The organism is Priestia sp. D51 (assembly GCF_053345675.1).
On record NZ_JBLTIR010000005.1, the window covers coordinates 105565 to 125974 of the forward strand.

Here is a 20410-nt window from a genome sequence, read left to right on the forward strand (position 1 = left end):
AATAATAATGAATTGTTATTACTCTATCACTTTTTCTTAACGATATAAATGGGCCGGATTGGCATATTAGTAAGACCTGCTAGTAAACTATTCCACCATGATTGCACTTCCCTTATTTAATTAGGCATGTGTATTCATGGTGGTTTTTTGTTTTATATAAAGGAGGAAAACAAATGAGTCGTGAAATCATCACTGTTCATATAAATGGCAACGAATACAAGGCAGCTTCAGGTTCTACCATACTCGAAATTATTAACCAGCAAAACATCGAGCATCCTCAGATTTGTTATGTGCCTGAAGTAGACCCTATTCAAACTTGTGACACATGTATTGTTGAAATGAATGGCGAGTTAGTTCGTTCTTGTTCTACAAAAGCTGAAAACGGCATGAAGATTGAATTACAATCAGCACCCGCAAAAGCGGCACAGACGGAAGCAATGGATCGCTTATTAGAAAATCATTTGCTATACTGCACCGTTTGCGATAATAACAACGGAAACTGTAAATTACATAATACAGCCGAAATGATGGAGATTGAACATCAAAAATACCCCTATACGCCAAAGGCCTCAGAGAATGAAGTCGATATGTCTCATCCGTTTTACCGTTATGACCCTAATCAATGCATTGCTTGTGGACAATGTGTAGAGGTTTGTCAAAATCTTCAAGTTAATGAAACGCTCTCTATCGACTGGGAAGCGAAACGTCCCCGCGTTCTCTGGGATGATGGTGTAGCAATCAATGAATCTTCTTGTGTGAGCTGCGGTCAATGTGTAACAGTATGCCCTTGTAATGCCTTAATGGAAAAATCTATGCTCGGAGAAGCTGGATTCATGACCGGACTTCCAAAAAGCGTTTTGAATCCAATGATTGATTTAGTTAAAGAAGTGGAACCAGGGTACAGCGGAATTTTTGCTGTTTCAGAGGTGGAAGCAGCTATGCGTGAAACTCGGACGAAAAAAACAAAAACCGTCTGTACATTTTGCGGAGTTGGATGTTCATTTGAAGTGTGGACAAAAGGCCGCGAAATCCTTAAAGTTCAACCTAGCTCAGATGCTCCCGCAAACGCTATTTCAACCTGTGTGAAAGGAAAATTCGGCTGGGATTTTGTAAACTCTGAAAAACGTATTACTAAGCCTTTAATCCGAAAAAATGGCGCATTTGTAGAGTCGTCATGGGAAGAAGCGCTCGATTTAGTAGCAAGCAGGTTAAACTCCATCAATCAGCAGTACGGACATGGATCCGTTGGTTTTATCTCTTCTTCTAAGATTACAAACGAAGAAAACTATGTTATTCAAAAGCTGGCTCGCCAAATGTTTGAAACAAATGACGTAGACAACTGTTCTCGCTACTGTCAGTCTCCTGCAACCGATGGATTATTTCGAACAGTCGGAATGGGAGGCGATGCCGGCACGATAAAAGACATCGCAAAAGCTGGACTGGTTATCATCGTTGGAGCTAACCCTGCCGAAGGTCACCCTGTATTAGCAACTCGTATCAAACGCGCGCATAAGCTTCATGACCAAAAACTAATCGTCGCAGATTTGCGCAAAAACGAAATGGCTGAACGCTCTGACATTTTTATCAGTCCAAAACAAGGTACGGACCAAGTATGGCTAATGGCTGTAACAAAATACATGATTGATCAAGGATGGCACAACGAAAAATTTATCCAAGAAAACGTCAACTATTTTGAAGACTTTAACTCTTTGCTTGAAAAGTACACGCTTGAATATGCTGAACAAATTACGGGTATTTCAGCAGCAACACTCATTCAAATAGCTGAAATGATTCGAGACGCCGATGGAACCTGTGTGCTGTGGGGTATGGGCGTGACGCAAAATACAGGAGGCTCTGATACATCAGCGGCTATCTCAAACCTGTTGCTTGCTACTGGAAACTATCGACGCCCTGGTGCAGGCGCTTATCCACTCCGAGGCCACAATAACGTGCAAGGCGCATGCGATATGGGAACTCTTCCCGCTTGGCTTCCAGGTTATCAGCACGTCACGGACTCAGTCGCTCGAGAAAAATTTGAAAAAGCATACGGCGTGAAAATTAAAGACAAGCCCGGTCTTGATAATATCCAAATGCTTCATTCAATTGATGAAGGAAAAATGAAAGCTATGTACCTTGTAGGAGAAGATATGGCTCTTGTCGATTCGAACGCTAATCACGTACACGAAATATTATCAAATCTAGATTTTTTTGTTGTCCAAGACATTTTCCTTTCAAGAACGGCTCAATATGCTGATGTTGTACTCCCTGCTGTTCCTTCTCTTGAAAAAGACGGAACGTTTACCAATACGGAGCGACGCGTACAAAGATTGTATCAAGCATTGCCAACGCTTGGTGATTCGAAGCCGGATTGGTGGATTGTTCAAGAGATTGCAAACCGCTTAGGTGCAAATTGGACGTATACACACCCTGGTGACATCTTTTCAGAAATGGCTAGTCTATCACCTCTGTTCAGCCAAGCCAGCTACGAAAACCTTGAAGGCTGGGAAAGCTTCTTATGGGGGAGCTTAGAGGGGAAAAGCACGCCTTTACTTTACGTCGATGGGTTTAATTTCCCAGATAAAAAAGCGCGCTTTGCTTTATCAGATTGGGTTCTTCCTGCTGAATTTCCAGAGGAATATGATTTGCACATTAATAACGGACGAATGTTAGAACATTTTCATGAAGGGAATATGACCAATAAATCGAGCGGTATTCAATCAAAGGTACCGGAAGTATTTGTAGAAATTTCACCTCAGCTTGCCAAGGAGCGTGAAATTGAAGACGGTTCGCTTGTCAGATTAATCTCACCGTTTGGAGCAGTAAAAGTACAGGCATTAATTACAGAGCGAGTAAAAGCAAATGAGCTGTATCTTCCGATGCACTCCGTTCATAAAGATTCGGCTATTAACTTCTTGACGGGGCCTGCAGTAGACCAACGAACAAATACGCCGGCTTACAAACAAACAAAAGTACGGATGGAAGTATTAAGCAAAGGCGGAAAAACGCCTTTACCGTCTACAAATCCGCGTAACAAAAAACGTCATCCTCAAAATGGGGTCGAGGTTCAGCGTAAATGGAATCGTCCTGGCTACGTCCATTTAACAAGTAAATAGGAGGAGAAAAGATGGCACAACCTATTACAGAAATTAAAAAGCCTCTTCTAAGCGAGGAAGAAAAAAAACAGCAAAAATTAGAAGACTTGACTTCTCTGCTGGCAGATAATGAAGAAGCGCTGAATCGTATTCTCGGTATTGTCGGAGAACTTAACGACATGGGTGTTCTTGAAGCTGCTGATTCAATGATTCAAGCAAAAGAAAAAATCTCAAAAATTGCGCTTCATCAAATTTCTAGAGAACCCGTAACCAATTTAATTAATACCCTTATGGGTGCAAGCAGCGGTTTGATGAAGGCAGACCCAGAGGTAACCGCTAAACTTGTGAACAGTGCAACAGCTGGTATGAACGAAGCGAATGAGTATGTAAAAACAGGAAAAAAAGTAAGTGCATTAGCTCTTATAAAAGTGCTAAACGATCCAGATGTCAATCGTGCAATTGGATTTGGGCTTCACTTTTTAAAAGGAATGGGCAAAGCGTTGGAAGAATAAATGAAGCAGCGACTTGAAAGTTTTCCCCCTTTCAAGTCGCTGTTTTCTTTTTAGGAAGTCAAATTTTAAATGAACGTGATATAGTTATACTAAATTGCTTTACTACAACTAACTGAGGTGACACGATGCAACAATACTTTAAACCCTTATTCGCACTATTATTTTTAATTATGTTTACTGCTGCTTGTTCGAACGGAACAAATACGAGTCAATCAGCGGCTCAGCACCAAAACGTCAGCTTAACGATATCCGCTGCAGCCAGCTTAAAAGATGCGCTTACCGATATTCAAAAGCAATATGAAACAAAGCATCCGAATGTCGACTTAAAATTTAATTTTGGGGCTTCAGGCTCGCTGCAACAGCAAATCGAAAACGGCGCACCGGCTGATTTGTTTTTTTCAGCAGCGGAAGATAAGTTTGATGCACTGGTAAAGTCAGGAGTTATTTCTAAAGAAAATGGAACTGACTTGGTTGGCAACGATCTTGTGCTTATCGTCCCAAAGAATAATTCGGCTGCCATCAAAAATTTTGAAGATCTATCAAAGCCTGCTGTTCAAAAAATTGCACTTGGCATACCGGAATCCGTTCCTGCCGGACAGTATGCAAAAGAGACTTTTGAACACATGAATCTGTGGAAAAACATTGAGCCTAAAACCGTCTATGCAAAAGACGTACGCCAGGTGCTTTCCTATGTGGAGACAGAAAACGTTGAAGCTGGAGTTGTTTATAAAACCGATGCGTTGATTTCAAAAAAAGTGAAGATTGTCGCCACTGCAGATCATAGCACTCACAAACCAATTGTATATCCTGTAGGCGTTATTAAGGATTCGAAACATCCACAAGAAGCAAAGGATTTTTATCAATTTTTACAAAGTAAGACGGCTCTTAACACGTTTAAAAAATACGGTTTCACTGCGAATTGAGATTACTATGATTCAAGAGTTTTTATCTCCTCTTCAGCTATCGCTTAAAATTGCATTAGTAGCGGGATTTGTCGTGATTATTCTAGGCACTGTTATAGGAAAACTGTTATCAAGGAAACACTTTAAGGGAAAAGTAATGGTTGAAACGGTGTTGATGCTACCATTGGTCCTGCCTCCGTCCGTTGTTGGATTTTTATTGATTGTCATATTCGGAAAACACAGCCTACTCGGCCGAGCAATTGAATGGGTCTTTCAACAACCCGTTATTTTTACGTGGTGGGCAGCTGTTATTGCATCCGTTGTCGTTGCGTTTCCCCTTATGTATCAATCTGCCAAAACGGGCTTCCAAGGCGTTGATCATGAAATTGAAGACGCAGCTCGAGTAGATGGTGCAAGCGAATGGAAAGTCTTTTTCTTTATTTCCATTCCTTTAGCTTCTAAAGCTATCGTAACAGGAGGTGTGTTAAGTCTGGCAAGAGCACTCGGAGAATTTGGAGCCACTTTGATGTTTGCTGGCAATATTCCAGGTGAAACTCAAACTGTTCCTACCGCTATCTACGTCGCGATTGACTCTGGAAACATGAATCTCGCTTGGCTATGGGTTATCTCGATCGTCTTTCTTTCCTTTCTTATGCTGCTTTTTGTTCAGCTTAAACAAAAGTAAAAGGATGCCTCTTTATGTAAGAGGCATCCTTTTACTTTTGTACCGCTTTTTCAATTTTACATACATCATAAATTAAAAAGGAGCTAATCAAATGTAGATCATACATTTGATTAGCTCCTGTTATAAGTAAGGTAAGCCACCAAAAATATGTATTTGGTGGAGACGGTGGGAGTCGAACCCACGTCCAGAAATATCGCCACTTAAGCGTCTACGAGTGTAGTTGGCATATTGATCATTCGCGAGCTGTTCTGCCTACCAACAGGCGTCCCAGTCGCTAGTCTGATTATTCTCTTCCTTCGTCCTCAGACGGCGAACTCCGGCGTAGCCCACTTAAAGTGAGTCCCTTACCCTACCACATGGGCGATGGAGGGAGGAACCGCTAAGCTACTATTATGCAGCTAAAGCGAAGTTATTGTTAGATTTGCCAGTTATTATTGGCGTTGATGTTTTAACGAGGCCATCTCCTCGACTCGCAACCTAAGCTCGAACTATCCCTGTCGAATCCGTAACGTCCCCATATAAAAGGGAGTCGGAATGTGTAAGAAAAATTCTTACATCAGATAGCGACTTCAGTGTGCAAAATGAAATCTAACTGATAACAATATTTATTATATCATAAAATGAGCATTTTGCAATTGTAATATTTTGTAATTTTACATCTTTTGACGATCACGAAATGCTCGTTCGATATCACGCTTGGCTTCTTTACGCTTTAAGTCTTCACGCTTATCATATTTCTTTTTACCCTTACCAAGCCCTAGTAAAACCTTTGCGTATCCATTTTTCAAATACACTTTTAACGGAACTAGTGAATAACCTGTTTCTTTTGAATAGCCAATTAGCTTGCTGATTTCGCGTTTATGCAGCAATAGCTTTCGTGTACGAAGTGGCTCATGATTGTATCGATTTCCTTGTTCGTAAGGACTAACGTGCATATTGTGTAAAAATACTTCTCCGTTTTGCACACGAGCAAAAGAGTCCTTTAAATTCACACGACCATTACGAATTGATTTAATTTCCGTTCCTTGTAGAACAATACCCGTCTCATATGTTTCTTCAATAAAAAAGTCGTGGCGGGCTTTTTTGTTTTGTGCAATTAATTTCCCTTCACCTTTTGGCATAAAACGTTCCTTCCCTTCAGCCGTACTTACGTATATGTATGATATTATGTATCATTTTACTGTATGGAAATCTAAACAACAACTAAAACGTTTAATAGAGCTGTTTTGAAGCAGAAGGTCTATCCTTCTGCTTCACTGCTGTCGATTATTTGCGCTTTTTCTTTTTGCGCTTAACGTTTGGAGCGCCTTCGAAGAATCTTTTTTTCTTTTTCTTCTTTGGTTTTTGAGTAGACCACTCTTCATTTTTGCTTCGGCTGCCCTCTCGACCTTTTCCTTTATCATCTTTGCGTGATTTTTGTTTTGCCTTAATCACTTTAGGACGATCTTTAGATAAGCGTTTGCGGCCTTCTTTCATTCCCACAATAACAAAGTCCACTGAACGCTCTTCTTTATTCACATCGGCAACTTTCACTTCAATTTCGTCTCCAATTCGGAAGACGTTGCCCGTTCTTTCTCCAATCATCGCATAATGACGTTCGTCGTAACGATAATAGTCATCCGTTAAGTCACTAACATGAACTAACCCTTCAATCGTATTTTCCAGCTCCACGAACATCCCAAAGTTTGTAACAGAGCTAATAATACCATTGAATACTTCCCCAACTTTATCAGCCATAAACTCAGCTTTTTTCATATCGTCCGTTTCTCGCTCAGCGTCAACTGAACGACGTTCCATATTAGAAGAATGCTCAGCAACATCAGGCAGAAGCTCGCGCCATTTTTCTTGCGTTTGCTGATCTGTTTTTCCTTCAATTAAATACGTACGAATGAGACGATGAACGATTAAATCCGGATAACGACGGATTGGAGAAGTAAAATGCGTATAGAATTCAGCTGATAAACCAAAGTGGCCTAAACTTTCTGCTTCATATTTCGCTTGTTTCATCGAACGAAGCATAACAGTTGAAATAACCATCTCTTCAGGCGTACCCTTTACTTCTTCTAAAATATCTTGCAGCGCACGCGGATGAATATCGTTGCCTGTCCCTTTCACTGTATAACCAAAGTTTGTAATAAACTCTAAGAAACGAGTAAGCTTCTCTGCATCTGGATCTTCATGAATACGATAAATAAACGGTACGTTCATCCAGTGAAAATGTTCTGCTACTGTTTCATTCGCCGCCAGCATAAATTCTTCGATTAGCTTTTCAGCAACTGAACGTTCACGCAAAATAACATCGTGAGGATGTCCATCATCATCTACCAATACTTTTGCTTCTTTGAAATCAAAATCAATGGCACCGCGATCCATTCTCTTTTTACGAAGAATAGCTGCCAGCTTTTCCATACGCTCAAACATCGGAACGATTGGCTCGTAGCGTTCTAACACTTCTTCATCTTTATCCACTAAGATTTTGTTCACATCTGAATACGTCATTCGTTCTGTCGTTTTGATGACACTTTCAAAAATCTCATGTTTTACTACTTCACCTTGTGGATTAATTTCCATCTCACAAGAAAGTGTAAAACGGTTAACTTTTGGATTTAATGAGCAGATTCCGTTAGATAAACGGTGAGGAATCATCGGAATAACTCGGTCTACTAAATAGACGCTTGTTCCGCGCTCTGCTGCTTCTACATCAATCGGAGAACCTTCTTTAACGTAGTGACTTACATCTGCAATATGAACACCTAATTTGTAGTTTCCGTTTTCAAGCTCTGTAACCGTTACAGCGTCATCCAAATCTTTTGCATCTGCTCCGTCAATGGTTACAATAACTTGATCCCGAAGATCGCGACGGTTACCGATATCTTTTTCATCAATCGTCTCAGGTGTATCAATTGCTTGCGTTAAAGCGTCAGCAGGAAATTCTTGAGGAAGACCGTGCTTATGGATAACAGAAATGATATCGATCCCCGGATCGTTTTTATGTCCAAGAATTTGAACAACTTTTCCTTCTGCATTCATGCGGCCTTCCGGATAGGTTGTGAGCTCTACTACTACTTTATGGCCTTCAACTGCACCGTTTCTTGCTGCTTTGGGAATAAAGATATCACCTGCAATTTTTTTGTCATCCGCAATCACAAAGCCGAAATTCTTGCTTTGCGTATACGTACCTACAATTTGCTGGGTACCTCGTTCTAAGATTTTTACAATGGTTCCTTCACGACGAGCACCTGATGATTCTGATAACACTCTTGCAAGCACAATATCTCCGTGCATAGCATTGTTTGTTTCAGTAGGGGGAATAAATACATCACCCGCATCTTTTTCTTCAGGAACTACGAACGCAAACCCTTTTGCATGTCCGCTTACTTTCCCTTTGACAAAATTCATTTGTTCCGGCAGCCCGTAGCGGTCATTTCTTGCTCGGATAATTAAACCCTTCTCTTCCATAATAACAAGTGCCTTAACAAACTCTTTGAATGACTCTGCATCCTCCGTATTAAATTCTTTTGCAAGCTCTTGGACAGTCAAAGGTTTGTAATTATCCCTTTTCATAAAATCCAATATTTCATTCATATAGGGCTGATTTTCTTCTTTCACATCATGTCCCTCCTTTTTCCTTATTCGTATTATCTCTATTACCAATCAAGTGATTCCAAAAATGCATATACATCCTCGTGAAGCTGATCTCGCTCTTTATCAAAGGTAATGGTATGACCAGATTCTTCGTACCACTTTATATCTTTTGTAGGAGACTCGACGCTATTATAAATAATATTGGCGCTGTCTGTATTAATCATATGATCATGACGACCTTGTACAACAAATGTCGGTGCATAAATCATATCAACTGAATTTCGCACTTCAGCGATTAATTCCTGTAAAGACTTTAACGTGTTCATTGGTGTTTGTTTGAACTCTTCCATTTCTTGTTCAATCTGTTCAGACGATTTACCTTCACGCTTTTTATATTCGCGTGCATACGCTAAAACACCTTCATACATGACTTCTTCACTCTTTATATACATAGGCGCGCACATAGGCACAATACCCTTTATAGGTACAGTGTAACCTAATTTCAGTGAAAATACGCCACCTAGTGAAAGACCTACAGCGGCAATACTTTCATGGCCTTTACTTTTTAAAAACTCATAGCCTTCCATGACATCTTTCCACCAATCTTTTGGACCAGTATGAACAAGCTCTTCAGGCACTACACCGTGTCCTTTATAGTGAGGTGCGTGGCATGTGTATCCTTTTTTCTCTAAAAAACGACCTAACATACGAACATCAGCAGAATTTCCGGTAAAACCGTGAAGTAATAAAACAGCCTTTTCGCCGCCTTCAAATGTAAATGGCTTTGGTTGTGCAATTTTCATATATCATTTAACTCCTTTTAGTTATAATATCTGCAGTCATAATAGAAAAAAACATGTATTTATGTGACGGTCATCACATAACAAGAGATGTGTCCGTCAACTTTTACGCTTTTATACTATATTTAGTACTTTTTTCTAAAGCTATATTATATCATTACTTAAAAATGAAATTAAAGTATTCAACACGCCCATTAAAAAAGCCACCTAATACATAAGTTGGTATACACCAAGTACGTATGCATTAGGTGGCAGTCTATCCAGTAACATATTAAAGTTTGAAATAAGATACAGCAAGTGTTAACGCAAAGAATAAGATAGATAACACTACTGTCAAACGGTGTAAAACTAAGTCAATTCCACGTGCTTTTTGTTTTCCAAATAACGTTTCAGCTCCACCGGAAATAGCTCCAGATAATCCAGTAGTTTTGCTTGATTGTAAAACGACCACAACAATCAATGCAATTGAAACAATCACTAGCAAAGTAATCAGCAATGTATGCACTAAGACACACCTCCTACACCAAGTAATAGTCAATCAGCGGGGTTTCTTCATCCCTTCTGATTGGCATTACCGGGGATAAAGTACGCGCACTACGCTAAGGTTAATTTATCATAAAAAACCCTCTCATACAAGTAATGACAGCGAAATACACCGGATTTTAACATAAAAAAACGGATGACAATCGTCATCCGTTTTTTATGATTTCAACTTATTTTTTTAAGTTGTAGAAAGATTTAGCGCCATCGTATACAGCTAGAACACCTAGCTCGTCTTCGATGCGTAGTAATTGGTTGTATTTCGCAATACGGTCTGTACGGCTCATAGAACCAGTTTTGATTTGACCAGCATTTGTTGCAACAGCGATATCAGCGATTGTTGCATCTTCAGTTTCACCAGAACGGTGAGAAACTACTGCTGTGTAACCAGCACGTTTAGCCATTTCAATAGCTTCGAACGTTTCAGTTAATGTACCGATTTGGTTAACTTTGATAAGGATAGAGTTACCTACACCTTGTTCGATACCTTGAGAAAGTTTTTTCGTGTTTGTTACGAATAAATCGTCACCAACAAGCTGTACTTTGCCGCCAATGCGCTCAGTTAATAGCTTGTGACCATCCCAGTCATTTTCGTCTAAACCGTCTTCGATTGAAACGATTGGGAATTCGTTAACTAACTGCTCGTAGAAATCTACCATTTCAGCAGAAGTTACGCCTGTACGACCTTCGCCTGCTAAGTCATATTTACCAGTTTCTTTGTTGAAGAATTCAGAAGAAGCAACGTCCATACCTAATTGGATGTCTTGACCAGCTTTGTAGCCAGCTTTTTCGATTGCTTCAACAATTACTTCTAATGCTTCACGGTTAGAACCAAGGTTTGGAGCGAATCCACCTTCGTCACCTACAGCTGTGTTTAAGCCTTTTGCAGATAAAACAGATTTTAACGCGTGGAATACTTCAGCACCCATACGGATTGCTTCTTTGAATGTAGGAGCTCCTACAGGTAAAATCATGAACTCTTGGAAGTCAACGTTGTTATCAGCATGAGAACCACCGTTGATGATGTTCATCATTGGAGTTGGTAATTGCTTCGCGTTGAATCCACCAAGGTAACGATATAATGGAAGACCTACGAAATCAGCTGCTGCGTGAGCTACTGCCATAGATACACCAAGGATAGCGTTAGCACCTAATTTACCTTTGTTTTCCGTACCATCTAGCTCAATCATAAGGCGGTCGATACCGATTTGATCAGTTGCGTCCATACCTACTAATTCAGGAGCGATAATTTCGTTTACGTTTTCTACTGCTTTTAATACACCTTTACCTAGGTAGCGAGATTTGTCACCATCGCGTAATTCTACTGCTTCGTGTTCACCAGTAGAAGCACCACTTGGTACGATTGCGCGTCCGAAAGCGCCTGATTCAGTATATACTTCTACTTCAACTGTTGGGTTACCGCGAGAATCTAATACTTCGCGTGCATAAATGTCAAGAATTGTTGGCATTTTAAAACTCTCCTTTATAATTAATTATTTAATTAATGTTTTACCTGTCATTTCTTTTGGCTGTGCTACATCTAGAAGAGTAAGCATTGTAGGAGCTAGATCCCCTAGAATACCGTCTTCACGAAGCTCTAAGCCTTGTTTTGTTACAATCACCGGAACAGGATTCGTTGTATGAGCCGTCATTGGATTACCTTCAAGTGTAATCACTTCATCAGCATTACCATGGTCTGCTGTGATAATTGCTGTACCGCCTTTAGCTAAAATTGCATCTACAATTTTGCCTAAGCACTCATCTACTGTTTCAATCGCTTTTACCGTTGGTTCTAACATACCTGAATGACCTACCATATCAGGGTTTGCAAAGTTTAATAAAATAGCGTCCTGCTTGTCGCCCTCGATTTCCGCAAGCAACGCGTCCGTCACTTCATAAGCACTCATCTCAGGTTTCAAGTCATATGTTGCTACTTTTGGTGAATCGATTAAGATACGTGTTTCACCAGGAAACTCTGCTTCACGTCCACCGCTCATAAAGAACGTTACGTGAGGATATTTTTCCGTTTCAGCAATACGAAGCTGCTTTAAGTTATTTTGAGATAATACTTCACCAAGCGTATTATCTAAGTTAATTGGCTTAAAAGCTACATATCCGTCAACTGTTTCGCTGAAGTGAGTTAGACATACAAAATGTAAGTTTTTCGGATGTTTCTCACCGCGATCAAATGAGCGGAAATCTTCGTTTGCGAACGTATTTGAAATTTGAATTGCGCGATCGGGACGGAAGTTGTAGAAAATGACTGCATCTTCGTCTTGAATTGTCGCAACTGGCGATCCGTCTTCCTTTGTAATAACAGAAGGTAAAACGAATTCGTCATAGATTCCATTTTCATATGAATCTTTTACGCACTCTTCAGCGCTTGTATATGATGGACCTTCACCGTACACCATTGCGCGGTATGATTTCTCTACGCGCTCCCAGCGTTTGTCGCGGTCCATTGAGTAGTAACGTCCTGAAAGTGTTGCAATTTCACCAACGCCGTACTCTTCAATTTTTTCATTAAGTTCTTTTAAATACGTTTCAGCAGATTGAGGTGCTACGTCACGACCATCTAAGAAGCCATGAATGTAGACTTTTTCTAAGCCTTCACTCTTAGCTAGACGCAATAATGCATAAAGATGTTCGATATGACTGTGTACACCGCCATCAGATAAAAGTCCGAAAAGATGAAGGTTTGTACCCTTTTCTTTTGCGTGCTTTACAGCTGCTACAAGCGTTTCGTTTTGTTCAAACTCGCCTTCACGAATTGCTACGTTTACACGAGTTAAGCTTTGGTACACAATTCGGCCTGCGCCGATGTTTAAGTGACCTACTTCAGAGTTACCCATTTGGCCTTCCGGTAAGCCTACAGCTTCTCCAGACGCCTGAAGTGTAGCATGAGGATACTCGTTCCAGAAACGGTCGAAGTTTGGTTTTTTTGCATGTGTTACCGCATTACCTTTATCTTCATCGCGTAATGCAAAACCATCTAAGATGATTAATGCTACTGGCTTTTTACTCATTACTTACCAGCCTCCAAAAGCTGTAAGAAAGAATCTGCTTCTAAGCTTGCTCCACCTACTAAAGCTCCGTCAATGTCTGATTGAGACATATATTCTTTAATATTAGCAGGTTTTACGCTACCGCCGTATTGAATACGTACAGCATCTGCAACATCTTGAGAGAATTGTTCTGCAACAACGCTACGGATGTATGCACAAACTTCGTTTGCACCTTCAGCAGTTGAAGATTTACCTGTACCGATTGCCCAGATTGGCTCATATGCGATAACCGTTTGTTTTACTTGCTCATCAGTTAGACCAGCTAATGCTTTTTGTACTTGATTAGCTACAACTGTTTTTGTTTGGTCTTGTTCATACTCTTCGTTTGTTTCACCGCAGCAAACGATTGGTGTTAAACCGTGTTTGAATGCAGCAATTGTTTTTTGGTTTACTGTTTCGTCCGTTTCAGCAAACATTTCACGACGTTCAGAGTGTCCTAAAATTACGTAGTTCACACCTAGGTCTGCTAATGCAACAGGGCTCACTTCTCCAGTGAACGCACCGTTTTCTTCGAAGTGCATGTTTTGTGCACCAATTTTTAAGTCTGTGCCTTTAGTCGCTTCTACTAAACGATCTAAAAATAGTGCAGGTGCACATACTACTGAATCTACGCTTTCAGGAGATGGTACTGCTCCTTTTACTTCTTCAACAAAGCTAGTTGCTTCAGAAAGTACTTTGTTCATTTTCCAGTTTCCTGCAATAATTGGTTTACGCATGTGTAACACCGTCCTTTGTTTATTGTGGGTTTTCACTTCACGCGTTAGATGTCCAAGAGGGTGCTGTTAAAAGTGATTCGGTCCCTTTTATCTCTTGGTCATCCTTCTTCGCTGCTTGATAATTATTTATATTATCAGTCGTCAGGTCGGTCCTCCGTCTTACTGAAACATAAACTTACTTATCGTTTAGTGCAACTACGCCTGGAAGTTCTTTACCTTCCATAAACTCTAGTGACGCACCGCCACCTGTAGAAATATGGCTCATTTTATCAGCTAGGTTGAATTTTTCAACAGCTGCTGCAGAGTCTCCTCCGCCGATTACTGAATATGTGTCAGTTGCTTCTGCTAAAGCTTCAGCTACTGCTTTTGTTCCATTAGCAAATGCGTCTAATTCAAATACACCCATTGGTCCATTCCAAATAACTAACTTAGAGTTTTTGATTACGTCAGCATAGATTTCACGCGTTTTCGGTCCTGCGTCTAAGCCTTCCCAATCGCTTGGAATGTTTTCAATTGATACAACTTGAATATTAGCATCATTTGAGAAGTCATCTGCTACTACCACGTCCACTGGCATGTAGAAGTTTACTCCGTTTTTCTTAGCTTTTTCCATGAAAGATTTTGCAAGTTCAATCTTGTCTTCTTCAAGAAGTGATTTACCTACTTCATGGCCTAGTGCCTTAATAAATGTGTAAGAAAGTCCTCCACCGATGATTAGGTTATCTACTTTATCAAGTAAGTGGTCAATTACACCGATTTTGTCTTTAACTTTTGCTCCACCAACGATTGCAGTAAATGGACGTTCTGGGTTCGATAATGCTTTTGAAAGCACATCAAGCTCTTTTTCCATTAAGAAACCTGCTACTGCTGGAATGTGTTGAGCAATTCCTTCTGTTGAAGCATGCGCACGGTGAGCTGCACCGAATGCATCGTTTACGTATACATCTGCTAATTCAGCAAACGCTTTTGCTAATTCAGGATCGTTTTTCTCTTCGCCTGGGTAAAAACGTACGTTTTCAAGTACTAAAACATCGCCTTCGCTCATGCCGTCGATTGTTTTCTTTACTTCTTCACCAAAAGCTTCGTCAGCTTTTGCAACGTCTTTACCAAGAAGAGCTTGTAAACGTTCTGCAACAGCATTTAGACGTAATTCTTCAACAACTTCGCCTTTTGGACGTCCAAGATGGCTAGCTAAAATTACTTTTGCACCTTGTTCTACTAAATATTGAATAGTAGGAACAGCTGCACGAATACGAGTTTCGTCTGTTACTTTTCCGTCTTTCATTGGTACGTTAAAGTCTACGCGACAAAATACTCGCTTTCCTTTTACATCGATGTCTTTCAACGTTTTTTTGTTCATCGTTAAAAGGCCTCCTTAAGTATTTATGGTACTAAGCAAGTAGGCTTCTATGTAATCATCAATCCACAAACCAACGGACATTTCATTTTATATATTGGCGCCTTTCTATATAAAGTGAAACTCGAGTTAGCTGTTTATGACGCTTTTTCATGTAGAAGCCAATACATAAATCAAGGAAGAGGGGGTATGCCCCTCTCTTCCTTAGCAAGTCTTATTATAGTCGTTCTATTTTCAGATATCCAATAAAAAAGGAAAGTCTAGTCGATTTCTGTCTTATTGAATCAAATAGAAGCGAATTTTAAGTTATTCTTATAGTCCTTTAGCAGCGATGTATTGAGCAAGGTCTACTACACGGTTAGAATATCCGCTCTCGTTATCGTACCAAGAGATAACTTTAACCATGTTACCTTCCATTACCATTGTAGATAATGCATCGATTGTAGAAGAGTTGATGTTACCATTGTAGTCACCAGATACTAGTGGCTCTTCGCTGTAACCAAGGATGCCTTTAAGATCACCTTCAGCAGCTTCTTTAAGAGCGTTGTTTACATCTTCAACAGTTACTTCTTTATCAAGTTCAGCAACTAAGTCTACTAAAGAAACGTTTGGAGTTGGAACACGCATAGCTCCACCGTTTAATTTACCTTTTAATTCAGGTAATACTAGAGATACAGCTTTAGCAGCACCAGTTGAAGTTGGGATGATGTTTTCAGCAGCTGCACGAGCACGACGGTAATCTTTGTGTGGTAAGTCTAAGATTTGTTGGTCGTTTGTGTAAGAGTGAACTGTTGTCATCATTCCGCGTTTAAGACCGAACTTGTCGTTTAACACTTTAGCAAATGGCGCTAAGCAGTTAGTTGTACAAGAAGCATTTGAAATTACGTTGTGGTTAGCTGCATCGTATTTGTCTTCGTTAACACCCATTACGATTGTGATGTCTTCATCAGATGCTGGAGCAGAGATAATTACTTTTTTAGCTCCTGCTTCTAAGTGTTTTGCAGCGTCAGCGCGTTTTGTGAAGAATCCAGTAGATTCAACAACGATTTCTACGCCTTGTTTGCCCCAAGATAATTGAGCTGGGTCACGTTCAGCAGAGATTTCGATTGTTTTACCGTTTACTACTAAGTTGCTACCATCTACTACTACTTCTGCATCTAATTTTCCGTGTACAGAATCATATTTTAAAAGGTGAGCAAGCATGTTAGCATCTGTTAAGTCGTTGATTGCTACTACTTCAACGTTATCATTTTTTAAAGCTGCGCGGAATACATTACGGCCGATACGACCAAATCCGTTAATACCAATTTTTACTGCCATGGGTATTTCCTCCTTGAATGTAAAAAGTATTTTTTTATATGAGGGATTAATTAAAATCCCTTACTAACTCTTTTGCGGCGCCTTCATCTGTAATGAGAATCGAATCATGCGCTTGTTGCATAAACGCTTTAATTGCCTTTGCTTTTGATGAACCTCCTGCAACAGCAATAACACATTTATTGTTCTTTAAATCATCGAGTTGTATGCCAACTGTTTTAACTTTATGAACAACTTCGCCTTGATGATTAAAATAGTATCCAAATGCCTCACCTACAGCATGTCCATTTTTCACTTTTTCTAAGTCAGCTTGTGGTGTTTTACGGCGTTCTGCCATTGTCATAGCGTCTCCTATTCCGTGAACAACCATACCAGCGGACTTGATTAAATGAAGCATGTCTTTAATAGATGGCTCACCGATAATGGATCGGTATGCTTCATCACTAAGCTGATCTGGAACATGAAGCAAGCGATAGTGACTCATGGACTTTTCAGCCATCTTAGCACAAATCGTGTTTGCTTGGTTTTGTACGTTTTCACCTAGCCCTCCGCGAGCAGGTACAAAAAGTACATCAGGGTGTTTTGAATCAGGTGTCATCATTTCGGCAACGGCGGCAAGCGTTGTACCACCTGTAACAGCAACGGTATTTTTTTCACCAACAAGGCGCTCCTTGATACACGAAACAGATGCTCGACCCATTTCATTTTTGACCCAAGGAGACTGATCACTATCTCCAGATACAACAACAACTTCTGATAAAGAAAACGCCTCTTTTAATGTTGTTTCCAATAATCGAAGTCCTGAAACTTCCTTCATTACTTCTTCTAACTCAGCTAGAAGTAGTTCTCCCTCGTTTGTAAGCGTCATCCCACTAGGGTAAATGTCAATCAAATCTTGTTCTTTTAAGAATGTTACTTCGCTTCGTAACACACGCTCTGTTAGCCCAAGGCTTACAGCTAAGTTTCTGCGGCCAATCGGCTGCATTAAACGTATGTATTGCAAGATTTGATAGCGCTTTTGCATAACTGAGAGAAGTTCAGGTAATAATTTTCGTTGTACTTCTATTAAAGAACGCATGTTAAAATCCCCTTAAGGCATAAACTTGCTGGACATATTTTGTCCCATATAGACATATTATGTCCCACCTTGCGCAAAAAAAATTCACCCTGCTACAAAATCTATTCTAACAGGAGTGAATCCTTTATTCAACTCATGTGTTGCCTATTTTTAAAAGTAAGCGTTTTCTTAATGGAATACCTGTTATTTTTCCATATTCCACTTCTTCTCCATCCATTTCTACTACAGGAATCGCAAGGTGATACTTTTCCAGCCACTCATCGTTTTTGTAAATATCTCGTTCCATAAGCTGAAAGGGAAACTCAGACTGCATCTCTGCAAGCAGCTTCTTTGCATCATCGCATAAATGACAGCCATTTTTGGTATATAGTACGACTTCCACATTCCCACTCCTTTACTGCATGACAAAAAGTTTTCGTTGACTGGATGGTAGAACGTTTAATTGGTCTCGATATTTGGCTACCGTTCTTCTTGAAATAGTAACGTTATAATTGCTTTGCAAGACGTTAGCCAACTGCTGATCTGAAAGCGGACGCTGTTTGTTTTCTTCTGATACTAGCTTTTTAAGCAGTTCTTTTACGTGAGTTGTAGAAGTCGCTTCGTTGTTGCCCAGTTGAATACTAGTTGAGAAAAAAGATTTCATTGAAAAGGTGCCAAAAGGCGTTTGAATATATTTGTGCCGAGTAGCACGGCTAATCGTTGATTCATGCACAGAGGTTTGTTCCGCTACTTCCTTCATCGTTAACGGCTTCAAATACGAAGGGCCCTTTTTAAAAAATGCTTCTTGTTCAACGAGTAAAGTATTCATTAATGCGTTTAATGTGTCTTTGCGTGTGTGTAAACTTTTCATAATCCATTGAAATTCACGATATTTCTCTTGCAAATAAGAAAACATTTCTTGGTTCTGCTTATTTTTCAGCTGAAGTTTGTATTGTTCGTTCACTGAAAGACGAGGTTCCAAATCCTCATTTGCATAAGCAACGACATTTCCATCTTCAATTTTCACAATAAAATCCGGTACAATGAATCGTTCATTGGACTTCATATAAAATGATCCAGGACGAGGATTTAATTTCTTAATCTGTTCATGTAATTGTTGAAGAGCTTCAAGTGAGATTTGACATAACTTTGAGATTTTCATCCATTTTTTATAAGCAAATTCCTCAAAGTGATGTGTCAAAATTTGCTCTATTTTTTCTGTCCATTGATTACTTCTTTTTAATTGGAGCATTAAGCATTCCTGCAAACTTCTCGCCCCTACTCCTGCCGGGTCCATCTGCTGCACAAGTTGAAGAGCCTTTTCAACCTGCTCTTGATCTTGGCCAAGCTGGTTAGCAAGTATGATTAACTCATCGTGCAAATAGCCAGCATCATCCAGACTATGAATAACAAACTCAACGGCTGCCTGCTCACATTCATCTAATTTTAATAATGCGGATTGATTCATTAAATGTTCGTACAGCGTTTCTTTAGGAGCTGGTATACTGCTCATATAATCTGTTGAATCAGAAGTTGCATGATTTTTTTGATTGTGAGATGTATTGACGGGCAGCTCTGAAAAATCTATAAGCGGATTTTGAAGCGCCTGCTCATGTAAAAACGCTACAATATCCATCGATGAATATTGTAAAAGAGAAATAGCTTGTGATAATTCTTTTGACATCGTCAGTTTTAACGACTGCTGCTGAAATAATCCAATCTCCATTATTTCTCCCCTCCCCTTCATCTATTTTACTATAAAAACGCTTTCAAAGAGCATGTAACTATTTTTTATATGTAATTTTTTCATCAAAAAATCTCCGTCAACCTTTGTTAACGAAGCATTTCATCCTATTTTTAGTTACTAACCATCAAAAAAGTAATAGAGCTATACACCTTTATAACTTTTCATTATAATTCGCGCCTACTACATGATCCGAGTACTAATTCGACATGACGTTTTCTTCGTCATGTCGAATTTTCTGCATTTGTATAATATATAGAAGAATTGCTTATTGAATAGTTTGTGCCATTTGCATAAACTTGTCTAAGTTTTCTGCGTCATTTTTCGTAAAAATGGTTAGCTTCATTGGTTTCTTTCCTTTAACCAACACGGCGTTTACCGTATGATCGCCAGATGTGGCTTTATACCAAACAGAATCTTTGAAGATTCCATTCTCCTCAAGATTCTTTTTCTCTGCTGCATTTTTATTAACTGCTGTTGCCGTTTGTTTAACAGATTGAGCAGCGTCATCCAGCGATGCTTCTGATGAAAGCATTTCAATACGCATAAATTGAGAATCATCTGAAGTTAACACTAACGCATCTTTTCCAGGTTCTTCACCCGTTAGTTTATAGCCGTCCATTACTTGAATAGAATAATCTTGTTCTGAGCTTTTTGTTAGTTTTGTTTCTGAAGAAGACCTTGACTGTCCACCTTCCGCCGTTTCGCTAGTCGATGATTGACTTCCTGAAGGTTCGGCTGAGACCTCAGCAGAATCCGCATCTTTTTTCGACTCTTCTTTTGCAGCGCCTGATGTTTGATCAGATTTAGAAGCTGTATCCTGCTGAACATTTTCTGCTTGATCATTAGACTTCGGCTGAGCAGAATCTTCGTTCGTCCCGCATGCAGATAGTAATAGGGCTACCGATGCACTGACAATGAAAAGTTTGTTCATGTATTTCATATTTATTCCTCCTCCGTGTTTCTTTTCCTTATATACTGTTTTATAGTATTCTGACAAATTCCGCAACCGGTACAATGGAATTAATTTCTTGCTTC

Annotated in this window: 17 protein-coding genes and 1 other RNA gene; 4 read left to right on the forward strand and 14 right to left on the reverse strand. The window is 39.7% G+C overall.

The window, feature by feature from the left end; all coding sequences use genetic code 11:
* Window positions 1-173: 173 nt before the first annotated feature.
* From fdhF to modB, 4 genes are all read left to right on the forward strand, one after another.
* Window positions 174-3113 carry a formate dehydrogenase subunit alpha gene (gene fdhF, locus ACNHOZ_RS20275; RefSeq protein ID WP_342836907.1) on the forward strand — a complete coding sequence of 980 codons (2940 nt, stop codon included), beginning with the start codon at window positions 174-176 and terminating at the stop codon, window positions 3111-3113.
* A gap of 11 nt (window positions 3114-3124) precedes the next feature.
* Window positions 3125-3604, forward strand: a complete 480-nt coding sequence (locus tag ACNHOZ_RS20280) for a DUF1641 domain-containing protein (RefSeq protein ID WP_310884129.1) — start codon at window positions 3125-3127, stop codon at window positions 3602-3604.
* 125 nt (window positions 3605-3729) lie between these two features.
* Window positions 3730-4527 (forward strand): molybdate ABC transporter substrate-binding protein, encoded by a 798-nt coding sequence (gene modA / locus ACNHOZ_RS20285; RefSeq protein ID WP_099000230.1) that lies wholly within the window; start codon window positions 3730-3732, stop codon window positions 4525-4527.
* 7 nt (window positions 4528-4534) lie between these two features.
* Window positions 4535-5191: a molybdate ABC transporter permease subunit gene (gene modB, locus ACNHOZ_RS20290; RefSeq protein ID WP_034264255.1), complete on the forward strand. Its 657-nt coding sequence runs from the start codon at window positions 4535-4537 to the stop codon at window positions 5189-5191.
* A 154-nt stretch (window positions 5192-5345) separates the two neighbouring features.
* Here modB and ssrA read toward each other — a convergent pair.
* From ssrA to ACNHOZ_RS20360, 14 genes are all read right to left on the reverse strand, one after another.
* Window positions 5346-5707, reverse strand: a transfer-messenger RNA (tmRNA) gene (gene ssrA / locus ACNHOZ_RS20295).
* Window positions 5708-5844: 137 nt separating this feature from the next.
* The gene (gene smpB, locus ACNHOZ_RS20300; RefSeq protein ID WP_013059694.1) at window positions 5845-6312 is read right to left on the reverse strand and encodes an SsrA-binding protein SmpB; all 468 of its coding nucleotides are present in this window, start codon (window positions 6310-6312) and stop codon (window positions 5845-5847) included.
* Window positions 6313-6457: 145 nt separating this feature from the next.
* On the reverse strand, window positions 6458-8800 hold the full coding sequence (rnr, locus tag ACNHOZ_RS20305) for a ribonuclease R (protein ID WP_048021791.1): 2343 nt from the start codon (window positions 8798-8800) through the stop codon (window positions 6458-6460).
* Window positions 8801-8838: 38 nt separating this feature from the next.
* Entirely contained in the window at window positions 8839-9579 is a 741-nt protein-coding gene (locus ACNHOZ_RS20310) for an alpha/beta hydrolase (protein WP_048021789.1), read from the reverse strand.
* 268 nt (window positions 9580-9847) lie between these two features.
* Window positions 9848-10081 carry a preprotein translocase subunit SecG gene (gene secG, locus ACNHOZ_RS20315; RefSeq protein WP_014457843.1) on the reverse strand — a complete coding sequence of 78 codons (234 nt, stop codon included), beginning with the start codon at window positions 10079-10081 and terminating at the stop codon, window positions 9848-9850.
* Between the two features lie 208 nt (window positions 10082-10289).
* Window positions 10290-11585, reverse strand: a complete 1296-nt coding sequence (eno, locus tag ACNHOZ_RS20320; RefSeq protein ID WP_028412055.1) for a phosphopyruvate hydratase — start codon at window positions 11583-11585, stop codon at window positions 10290-10292.
* 24 nt (window positions 11586-11609) lie between these two features.
* Window positions 11610-13142 carry a 2,3-bisphosphoglycerate-independent phosphoglycerate mutase gene (gene gpmI, locus ACNHOZ_RS20325; protein ID WP_028412054.1) on the reverse strand — a complete coding sequence of 511 codons (1533 nt, stop codon included), beginning with the start codon at window positions 13140-13142 and terminating at the stop codon, window positions 11610-11612.
* Window positions 13142-13897, reverse strand: a complete 756-nt coding sequence (gene tpiA, locus ACNHOZ_RS20330; protein WP_013085385.1) for a triose-phosphate isomerase — start codon at window positions 13895-13897, stop codon at window positions 13142-13144. The genes gpmI and tpiA overlap by 1 nt, the downstream gene beginning before the upstream one ends.
* 175 nt (window positions 13898-14072) lie before the next feature.
* The gene (locus tag ACNHOZ_RS20335; protein WP_028412053.1) at window positions 14073-15257 is read right to left on the reverse strand and encodes a phosphoglycerate kinase; all 1185 of its coding nucleotides are present in this window, start codon (window positions 15255-15257) and stop codon (window positions 14073-14075) included.
* Window positions 15258-15566: 309 nt separating this feature from the next.
* Entirely contained in the window at window positions 15567-16574 is a 1008-nt protein-coding gene (gene gap, locus ACNHOZ_RS20340) for a type I glyceraldehyde-3-phosphate dehydrogenase (RefSeq protein WP_013059702.1), read from the reverse strand.
* Window positions 16575-16620: 46 nt separating this feature from the next.
* Window positions 16621-17649 (reverse strand): sugar-binding transcriptional regulator, encoded by a 1029-nt coding sequence (locus ACNHOZ_RS20345; RefSeq protein WP_014457838.1) that lies wholly within the window; start codon window positions 17647-17649, stop codon window positions 16621-16623.
* Between the two features lie 133 nt (window positions 17650-17782).
* Entirely contained in the window at window positions 17783-18031 is a 249-nt protein-coding gene (locus tag ACNHOZ_RS20350) for a glutaredoxin family protein (protein ID WP_033580423.1), read from the reverse strand.
* Window positions 18032-18043: 12 nt separating this feature from the next.
* Window positions 18044-19354, reverse strand: coding sequence for an RNA polymerase factor sigma-54 (rpoN, locus tag ACNHOZ_RS20355; RefSeq protein WP_048021786.1), 1311 nt, complete (start codon window positions 19352-19354; stop codon window positions 18044-18046).
* Window positions 19355-19640: 286 nt separating this feature from the next.
* Window positions 19641-20315 carry a hypothetical protein gene (locus tag ACNHOZ_RS20360; protein WP_255906236.1) on the reverse strand — a complete coding sequence of 225 codons (675 nt, stop codon included), beginning with the start codon at window positions 20313-20315 and terminating at the stop codon, window positions 19641-19643.
* Between the last annotated feature and the right edge of the window lie 95 nt (window positions 20316-20410).

Bases quoted from the DNA above. Each gene is read 5' to 3' on its own strand.
- tpiA (WP_013085385.1), bottom strand. From the start codon at position 13,897: ATGCGTAAACCAATTATTGCAGGAAACTGGAAAATGAACAAAGTACTT.
- gap (WP_013059702.1), bottom strand. From the start codon at position 16,574: ATGGCAGTAAAAATTGGTATTAACGGATTTGGTCGTATCGGCCGTAAT.
- gpmI (WP_028412054.1), bottom strand. From the start codon at position 13,142: ATGAGTAAAAAGCCAGTAGCATTAATCATCTTAGATGGTTTTGCATTA.
- ACNHOZ_RS20310 (WP_048021789.1), bottom strand. From the start codon at position 9,579: ATGAAAATTGCACAACCAAAGCCATTTACATTTGAAGGCGGCGAAAAG.
- smpB (WP_013059694.1), bottom strand. From the start codon at position 6,312: ATGCCAAAAGGTGAAGGGAAATTAATTGCACAAAACAAAAAAGCCCGC.
- ACNHOZ_RS20335 (WP_028412053.1), bottom strand. From the start codon at position 15,257: ATGAACAAAAAAACGTTGAAAGACATCGATGTAAAAGGAAAGCGAGTA.
- ACNHOZ_RS20345 (WP_014457838.1), bottom strand. From the start codon at position 17,649: ATGCGTTCTTTAATAGAAGTACAACGAAAATTATTACCTGAACTTCTC.
- fdhF (WP_342836907.1), top strand. From the start codon at position 174: ATGAGTCGTGAAATCATCACTGTTCATATAAATGGCAACGAATACAAG.
- ACNHOZ_RS20360 (WP_255906236.1), bottom strand. From the start codon at position 20,315: ATGAAATACATGAACAAACTTTTCATTGTCAGTGCATCGGTAGCCCTA.
- modB (WP_034264255.1), top strand. From the start codon at position 4,535: ATGATTCAAGAGTTTTTATCTCCTCTTCAGCTATCGCTTAAAATTGCA.
- ACNHOZ_RS20280 (WP_310884129.1), top strand. From the start codon at position 3,125: ATGGCACAACCTATTACAGAAATTAAAAAGCCTCTTCTAAGCGAGGAA.
- modA (WP_099000230.1), top strand. From the start codon at position 3,730: ATGCAACAATACTTTAAACCCTTATTCGCACTATTATTTTTAATTATG.
- eno (WP_028412055.1), bottom strand. From the start codon at position 11,585: ATGCCAACAATTCTTGACATTTATGCACGCGAAGTATTAGATTCTCGC.
- rpoN (WP_048021786.1), bottom strand. From the start codon at position 19,354: ATGGAGATTGGATTATTTCAGCAGCAGTCGTTAAAACTGACGATGTCA.